The organism is Aedoeadaptatus nemausensis (genome assembly GCF_903819165.1).
Lineage (GTDB): Bacteria > Bacillota > Clostridia > Tissierellales > Peptoniphilaceae > Aedoeadaptatus > Aedoeadaptatus nemausensis.
This window is the reverse complement of the sequence record NZ_CAIJCS010000025.1, coordinates 1-6,893: the sequence shown is the minus strand read 5'-3', so window position 1 is coordinate 6,893 and position 6,893 is coordinate 1. Positions and strand designations below refer to the sequence as shown.

The following is a 6,893-nucleotide window of genomic DNA, read 5'->3' as shown; positions in this document are numbered from 1 at the left end:
AGAGGGACACACCTGTACCCATGCCGAACACAGAAGTTAAGCCTCTTAACGCCGATGGTACTTGGTTGGTAACGACCTGGGAGAGTAGGAAATTGCCGGTTACAAAAAGAACACACGCTGATCATATGACGGCGTGTGTTTTTTTATGCGTAAAATAATTTATAAGGCAGGTAAAGAAAAATCTTCGCGCACCCGTAGGGGCAGGCCCGCAAAACTTGTGTAAAGATATGTGCCCGATCCCACGTTCATAATCGTGAGGCGTATCCGTCAACGTGGCGGCATTTGTCTTACGAATCGCTTACAATATACACGACTCGATTCCCGTTCTTCTCCACCATCAGCGCATCGTAATTCGACGGAACACTTCCCTTAAAAGGCGAGCGATCCTGAATATAATATCTGTACTCATCCAATGAACCGAAATCATAGGAGGCGTCCCGCTCCCTGAGAGCCAATTGCAAATCTCCGGCGACCACTTCGCCAATGGGAGAATGATAGGGATAGGCCTTTTTCTTCTTTAGATCCGCCTCCAACATTTTCATATCCTCGTCTTTTAAAGTATAAACGTAAAAAGATACGCCGTCGCCGTGAAAACTCGGCGCTTTTTTTATGGAAAATTCCTTCCGCACTCTTCCGGAGAATCTCGTGTTAAAGGCATAACTCGCTTCTTTTAAAGGGGGAGGCGTTCCATCGGAGAGAAGCCCTACGGCGACGAGGCCGATTAAAAAAACGAGGGCGAAATATATAATTCCTCGCTTACGATAATCATTCATCGTCATCACCTTCTTCATACCGCAAAATATCCCCCGGCTGACAATCTAAAGTCTTGCAAATGGCGGAGAGAGTAGAGAAACGAATAGCCTTTGCCTTTCCAGTCTTTAAAATCGAGAGATTGGGCAAACTGATGTCCACCGCCTTTGAAAGTTCGGTGAGCGTCATTTTTCGCTTGGCGAGCATAAGATCTAAATCAATTTGAATCATGGCGCACCTCAAATCGTAAGATCGTGCTCATCTTGGAGCAGACGTCCCTTATCCACCACATCGGCAAGGAGAAAAAAGAGGAACGCCGCCAAGAGGAATAGACCTACAAATAAAAGCAGGGCGGCAAAAAGCGAAAATGACCTGAAGTTGACGGCCAAGTAAATAGCGAAGAGCAGAGAAAACAGACAGGCCGATAAAAAAGCGAGGCCCGTACGGTTTAGCCCTTTCTCCATAGCAAGTTCAAACACTTTGCCCTTGCCGTATAGATAGGTCGTGTACATACCCGAGAGAATAGCCGCCATTAGAGAAAGGCCGGTCAGGGCGAAGAGCGTAAGGGAAACGGGCACCATATAGAGATAAGGTGCGAACGAAGGATCATTAGTGATCCATCCCTTAATAGGCAAGATGCCGACGATGGCGAAAAAAGCGGCGACGCCTAAAAGAGCCAGCGCCAATGCGAAGCCGATAAAATATAATTTAAACTGTTTCATAAAATAGCTCCTACGATTTAGTCTAGACCATTTGTTATCGATAAACAATAAGAAATTAATGAAAAACATTAAGGCAAAGCTAAGAAGGCTTTGTTTTCGAGAAAAAAATAGAATCCGGAATAAAAAACCGGCAGACAAAAGCCGGGCAACAGAGGGTAACTCATCGCAGATTTAATAGAAGAAGAATTTAAAGGGCGATAAGGAAAAAAGTCGATAACAAGGTGGGGCTAAAGAAAATCATGAAGAATGGAGAGAAAGAGCAGAATACAAAAACGGCTTAAAATAGCCGTTTAAAAGATAACTGAAAATAATTATCAAATATAATGGAAAATCCCTTGCTTTTTTAAAAATGAGTCTATATAATCATAGATGTAAACGATAAGAATTATCAAAACAACCTTGTGGTACATATTTCTCAGATACTTCTTTCGTTTATGCCATAGTGTGCAGCGTGCAGGTGCCACAGGGTGGAAAGGAGTGTGCTTTTGATACCCGTAATTTATTGGTCCGGCACCGGAAACACGGAGGCCATGGCAAATGCTATCGCCGAAGGAATTCGAGAAGCCGGAGAAGAAACAAAGATTATCGAAGTGGATAGCGCCACGGAAGAAACAGTGGCCAGTGCCGAAAAGATCGCCTTCGGTTGCCCCGCCATGGGAGCCGAGGAACTGGAAGAAGCCAGTATGCGACCTTTTATGGACGATGTGAACCCCCTACTCAAAGGTAAGAAAATTCTACTGTTCGGATCCTACGACTGGGCGGACGGAGAATGGATGGAAACCTGGGAAGACGAAGTGCGAGGCCAAGGCGCCTCTTACATCGATACCGTCATCGCCAAAGGCGAGCCGGATGGCGATGCAGTAGAGGAGTGCAAGAAAAGTGCTCGCGCGTTATGTGAAGCGTAAGCTGAACCATACAACGGTGGGCTACCTGAACCAGTGCGCATCCTGCGATGATCGCGCCTACTTAGAAGCCATACTGAAAGCCTACACGGCGCCGACGACCTTTTGCGGAAAGACAGGAACTCTTGTCAGCTTAGTGAATCCTTCGAGAGATCTTTCCCGTTGTTGGAAATGCGACGAAAGCGTGAGACAATCCATACCCCTTGCCCATGCCGAACTCGTAAACGCCAAAGGCAGCCTATTACTTTACTTCTACGACCTGAAAAAACTTGAACACAAACTATCGGACAGGAGATGCCAAGCTTTCTTAAAGAATCGCGGCTACGAATATGATACGGCGGAGGAAGCCATTGCGGAGTTAAAAAGACGATTTTTAACTGGCTGCCCCGACGAGATCGGCATCTTCTTAGGCTATCCCATATCCGATGTGGAAGCATTCGCTAAAAGGCGCGAACATCGTTTCGTCGGATACTGGAAATGCTATGAAAACATCTTGCTATCGAAAATACGCTTTTTCTTTTTTGATTTGGCGAAATACCTCGTCATGCGGCGAGGCGTGCAAGCAAACTAAATAATGACACCTTCCTATATTCTGTTGAAAAGGACGTCTGCGCGACGTCCTTTTTTGTTGCAAAAATTTTAGAAAAAGTGTTGACGCTGTATTAAGACGATGATACAATAATGATGTATTAAGGGAGTAACACAGTCGAGAGGAGGGTAAGCGTGAAATTACTAAACGTGCAGTCAGTTACGAAGGATTACGGCGAGGGAAAAGGACTCTTTAATTTTTCTATGAACCTTGAAAAAGGGGATATCGTCGGACTGATCGGCGTAAACGGTGCGGGAAAGACGACGCTGCTCAATATTTTATCCGGAAATATTCATCCGGGTAAGGGCAAGGTATTTTATGAAGGCGAAGAAATGACAATCGACTCGGAGCGAAGAAAAAAGTTTGGAGTGTCAGTCAATCCCGATTTCTATCCCTATCTTACCGCCTACGAAAACTTAGAAGCTGTCTTATTTTTAAACGGCATTACAAATCATAAGAAAATGGAATCGGAGATTAAACGGGTTTTGAACATTGTAGGATTAGAGGGCTCGGAGCATAAGAAAGTAAAATCTTTTTCTTTCGGCATGAAGCAGCGATTGGGTTTTGCTCAGGCGATCTTAAACGCAGACACTCTTATGTTGCTAGATGAGCCCTTTGTGGGATTGGATATTCACGGTCGCAACATGGTAAAGGATTTTATTCGGGAGATGGTGAAAACTCGTGAGATGGCGGTTATCTTTTCGGATCACAATTTAGACGAAGTGAAATCCCTTTGTAATCGATTGGTCGTCATAAAAGACGGCATGAAGAGGTATGACGGAGACATACATATACAAAGTCCCGTTGTGTTGAATGTCGAGTGTGCGGCAACAGTGGGTAGCCGTTATGGGAAACAAATTGATGAGCATAGGCTGTTGGTAACGGAAGATCAACTGCATGAAAAATTGCAGCACATCGGCAGTGTCACGAAAATCAGAGCTATCGAAAAGATAATGAACCCCTTGGAAAGCTTTTTAGAGGAGGAAGAGCATGTCACGACTGATAAGGTTTGAAATCTACAAACAATTAAAGCGAAAAGAAAATTTCCTGATCCTCTTCATGTTTGCTTTGCCGTTATTTTACAGTTTGGGGGTCTACACCCATTCCGGCATCATTACGTACACTGGTAAGGAACTGATTAACGGCTTAACTTTCGCCAATAATATGTACACATTAGTTTACATGGTGTTCATTATTTTCCTATTTCTCGCTATTAACAGCGCCAACATTTTAAAAGGCGAAATAGAAAACGGAAGTTTGTCCATGATGCTCACCCGTATCAATAAAAGAAGCAGGATCTATTACGCAAAGTTTTATGCTCAGACATTCCACTGGTGGATCGTATCCCTATTGTTTGTTTTATTTTCCCTTGTCTGCTACTATATTTTCCTTTCAAACACGAGCATTGCGAGCGGCACATTCGCAAGTGCGAGCTGGTCTAGCGATCTAGTGATCATCGTGGGGATCGGGTCCTTTTATATTCTTGCTATAAGCTTGGTGCAGTGTTTAAGTATGTACTTTAAATCCTATGTGTCCGTCGGACTGTTTATTCTGCTCTACGTGATAATGATGTATTTAAAATCGTTTCCTATGATTCAGCCTCTATTACCTATCTATTATTTAGGGAAACTTATTGATTCGGGAGATACCGTAGATTTTATAAAATTTATGGCTTTAAACTGGGGGTTGGTATGTACTTTTAACTTTATAGGAAGTAGAAAATTTACGCGAAGTGATATTTAGGACATCAGTCGAAAGGAGGGTAAGCGTGGAATTCGATAACAATCGGCCCATTTACCTGCAATTGTACGAAGAAATTAAAAAACAGATCGCATCGGGGGAATTGGCTCCCGGCGAAAAACTGGAATCGGTAAGAAATCTGGCGAAAACCTATAGCGTGAATCCGAACACGGTGCAGCGCGCATTACAAGAACTTGAACGAGAGGAGCTGATCGCTACGGACAGGACCCGAGGAAAATACGTCACCGATAATAGAAAGAGCATCGATATGCTGGCGAAAGACGCCTTTTTCGACGCCTGCGACGCTCTGATCACCGTGGCGGACGATTTAAGCATGACGAAAGAAACGGCCATCACATTACTGGAAAAACGATGGGAAAAGGGGGAATAAAATGAGAGCGACGGAAATAAAAAATCTCACCATGGATTACCGAGGCAATATCGTCTTGGATCGATTCAACTTGACGCTGGACGCAGGGCGGATCGTGGGCCTGCTCGGACCCAACGGCGCCGGAAAGACCACGCTGTTAAAAATATTGGCGGGTCTCGAAATGAACTACAAAGGAGATGTGGCGGTCTTCGGCAACCGGCCGGGACCCTTGACGAAATCCTATGTCAGCTACCAACCCGATCACCTGCCCCTCCCCAAAGACTTGACGGCGGAAGATGCCATCGGCCTATACGATCACTTTTACGACGATTTCGACGGCGGAAAGGCGCGGGAAATGCTGGAGCGGTTTAAGCTCGAGGGCGATCGTCGCATTCGGGAAATGAGCAAGGGCATGCGGGATAAACTGCAAATCACTCTCACCCTTTCGAGAAAAGCCAAACTCTATCTATTGGACGAGCCCATCGGCGGCGTGGATCCGGCGGCGAAACAAGGGGTGCTCGACGGCATTTTAGACGGCTTCGATCCCGAGGCCACCCTGATCATCTCCACCCATATGGTGCGGGACATCGAGCCCATTATCGATACGGCGGTGATGATCGGCGACGGAAAAATCATCATACAAGACGACGCCGACGCTCTACGGGAAAAGTACAACACAGATTTAGAAGCGATCTTCAGGGAGGTGTACCGTGTCTAAATTACTAAGCTACTATTTTAAACGGGATAAATGGATACTGCTCGCCATGGTCCTTGTGCCGGCCTTGGGATCCATCGTACTCACCCACGAAATGGGGCCCATCATAAACTTCATGCTCGTCAACCTGACCCTTATCGTGTCGGCACTCATTTTGATTTACAGAGATTACAAGCGCTTTTACGGGGAGTACAGCAGCTTCTTCAGCGGACTACCCCTTACGGGAAAAGAAATTATCACTGGGCGCATGCTTTGGTTTGCCCTCGTGAATCTTTTCAGCTATTTGATTGTGGGAGCAAAAATGTTCGAGGTTTGCTTCAGAATGTTAAAAGGTACGCCGGGGATTACGGAGTTTTGGAATGAAGTTTCGCCGTACCTTTCCCAATTGCCGGCCACGACCTATGTGGTAATCGGACTTAGCATCTTGCTGTCGCCCTTCTTCTACTCCACGGCATGGCTCTTTGTGGGAAGCGTGGGGAGTGAGAAGGCTCTTCGTCGCTTCGGCATCGGCGGGCCTATTATGCTTATGATCGCCGTAGAGGTAGTTTCCGGTTTTTTAAGTTCCACCGTCTATCGTCTATTGGGAAGTTCCCTCAGCGAGTATCAATTTGCGCTTCAAACGGCACAGAAAGAAGAAGTGTTCCTTGTTATAAGTGATTATATGAACAAAATCGGCGGAGTCGGCATCGTCATGATGCTCGCCTTCATCATAGGATTTTACATGAGGAGCGTGTATAGCCACGAGCGGAAACTCTCAGCACAATAAAATAAAAAGAAAAAGGAGACCGAAAGGCCTCCTTTTTTTTGTGGGAAGAGATATTTTTTGTAGAGGCGGGCCTGAAGCCCTAGCCCCTACGAACGAAACCCACGCCATGTGCATTGTAGGGGCGTGCCTGCACGCCCGCTAGGGGTGTGCGGATATATCTTCTTATCTGCTTAAGAATTTATTTAGCAAAATAAATCATTCATTCAAAAATATTCTTCAGGGGAAAGGAATAGGGCGTTGCGATTCGCCCTCTTTCCTTTCCCCTGAAACCCCAATCCTTTCCACCCTAACGGTTTCTAAATGTGCGAAGCCCTAACGGGCTTCGATTCCTATTGGGCT

General features: G+C 45.6%; 10 protein-coding genes and 1 rRNA gene. 8 read left to right on the top strand and 3 right to left on the bottom strand.

All coding sequences use genetic code 11. The features are described from left to right. Positions 1 to 101: ribosomal RNA gene (rrf, locus tag PEPTYR26121_RS07240) — 5S ribosomal RNA — on the top strand; the annotation flags it as partial. 186 nt (positions 102 to 287) lie between these two features. Here rrf and PEPTYR26121_RS07235 read toward each other — a convergent pair. Genes PEPTYR26121_RS07235 through PEPTYR26121_RS07225 form a run of 3 tightly spaced genes read right to left on the bottom strand, consistent with a single transcriptional unit; the run spans position 288 to position 1,472 of the window. Continuing rightward, on the bottom strand, positions 288 to 773 hold the full coding sequence (locus PEPTYR26121_RS07235) for a hypothetical protein (RefSeq protein WP_180500643.1): 486 nt from the start codon (positions 771 to 773) through the stop codon (positions 288 to 290). Continuing rightward, complete coding sequence (locus PEPTYR26121_RS07230) at positions 766 to 981, bottom strand: helix-turn-helix domain-containing protein (RefSeq protein ID WP_180500641.1); 216 nt, start codon at positions 979 to 981, stop codon at positions 766 to 768. The genes PEPTYR26121_RS07235 and PEPTYR26121_RS07230 overlap by 8 nt, the downstream gene beginning before the upstream one ends. Positions 982 to 989: 8 nt before the next feature. Continuing rightward, entirely contained in the window at positions 990 to 1,472 is a 483-nt protein-coding gene (locus PEPTYR26121_RS07225) for a hypothetical protein (RefSeq protein WP_180500640.1), read from the bottom strand. 479 nt (positions 1,473 to 1,951) lie between these two features. On the opposite strand from PEPTYR26121_RS07225, the gene PEPTYR26121_RS07220 reads away from it, so the two are divergent. From PEPTYR26121_RS07220 to PEPTYR26121_RS07190, 7 genes are all read left to right on the top strand, one after another. Then, complete coding sequence (locus PEPTYR26121_RS07220) at positions 1,952 to 2,377, top strand: flavodoxin (RefSeq protein ID WP_180500638.1); 426 nt, start codon at positions 1,952 to 1,954, stop codon at positions 2,375 to 2,377. Beyond that, a complete protein-coding gene (locus tag PEPTYR26121_RS07215) occupies positions 2,352 to 2,945 on the top strand; it encodes a DUF3793 family protein (protein WP_180500636.1) in 594 nt (197 codons plus the stop codon). The genes PEPTYR26121_RS07220 and PEPTYR26121_RS07215 overlap by 26 nt, the downstream gene beginning before the upstream one ends. A gap of 152 nt (positions 2,946 to 3,097) precedes the next feature. Next, entirely contained in the window at positions 3,098 to 3,976 is an 879-nt protein-coding gene (locus tag PEPTYR26121_RS07210) for an ABC transporter ATP-binding protein (RefSeq protein ID WP_180500628.1), read from the top strand. Further along, entirely contained in the window at positions 3,954 to 4,706 is a 753-nt protein-coding gene (locus tag PEPTYR26121_RS07205; protein WP_180500626.1) for an ABC-2 family transporter permease, read from the top strand. The genes PEPTYR26121_RS07210 and PEPTYR26121_RS07205 overlap by 23 nt, the downstream gene beginning before the upstream one ends. 25 nt (positions 4,707 to 4,731) lie before the next feature. After that, positions 4,732 to 5,094: a GntR family transcriptional regulator gene (locus PEPTYR26121_RS07200; protein ID WP_180500624.1), complete on the top strand. Its 363-nt coding sequence runs from the start codon at positions 4,732 to 4,734 to the stop codon at positions 5,092 to 5,094. A gap of 1 nt (position 5,095) precedes the next feature. After that, positions 5,096 to 5,791: an ABC transporter ATP-binding protein gene (locus PEPTYR26121_RS07195; RefSeq protein ID WP_180500622.1), complete on the top strand. Its 696-nt coding sequence runs from the start codon at positions 5,096 to 5,098 to the stop codon at positions 5,789 to 5,791. After that, complete coding sequence (locus PEPTYR26121_RS07190) at positions 5,784 to 6,554, top strand: hypothetical protein (protein WP_180500621.1); 771 nt, start codon at positions 5,784 to 5,786, stop codon at positions 6,552 to 6,554. The genes PEPTYR26121_RS07195 and PEPTYR26121_RS07190 overlap by 8 nt, the downstream gene beginning before the upstream one ends. Positions 6,555 to 6,893: the final 339 nt, after the last annotated feature.

What these genes read in the sequence shown, in the direction of transcription:
- PEPTYR26121_RS07235 (WP_180500643.1), bottom strand. Translation starts at nt 773, where the DNA reads ATGAATGATTATCGTAAGCGAGGAATTATATATTTCGCCCTCGTTTTT.
- PEPTYR26121_RS07230 (WP_180500641.1), bottom strand. Translation starts at nt 981, where the DNA reads ATGATTCAAATTGATTTAGATCTTATGCTCGCCAAGCGAAAAATGACG.
- PEPTYR26121_RS07225 (WP_180500640.1), bottom strand. Translation starts at nt 1,472, where the DNA reads ATGAAACAGTTTAAATTATATTTTATCGGCTTCGCATTGGCGCTGGCT.
- PEPTYR26121_RS07205 (WP_180500626.1), top strand. Translation starts at nt 3,954, where the DNA reads ATGTCACGACTGATAAGGTTTGAAATCTACAAACAATTAAAGCGAAAA.
- PEPTYR26121_RS07195 (WP_180500622.1), top strand. Translation starts at nt 5,096, where the DNA reads ATGAGAGCGACGGAAATAAAAAATCTCACCATGGATTACCGAGGCAAT.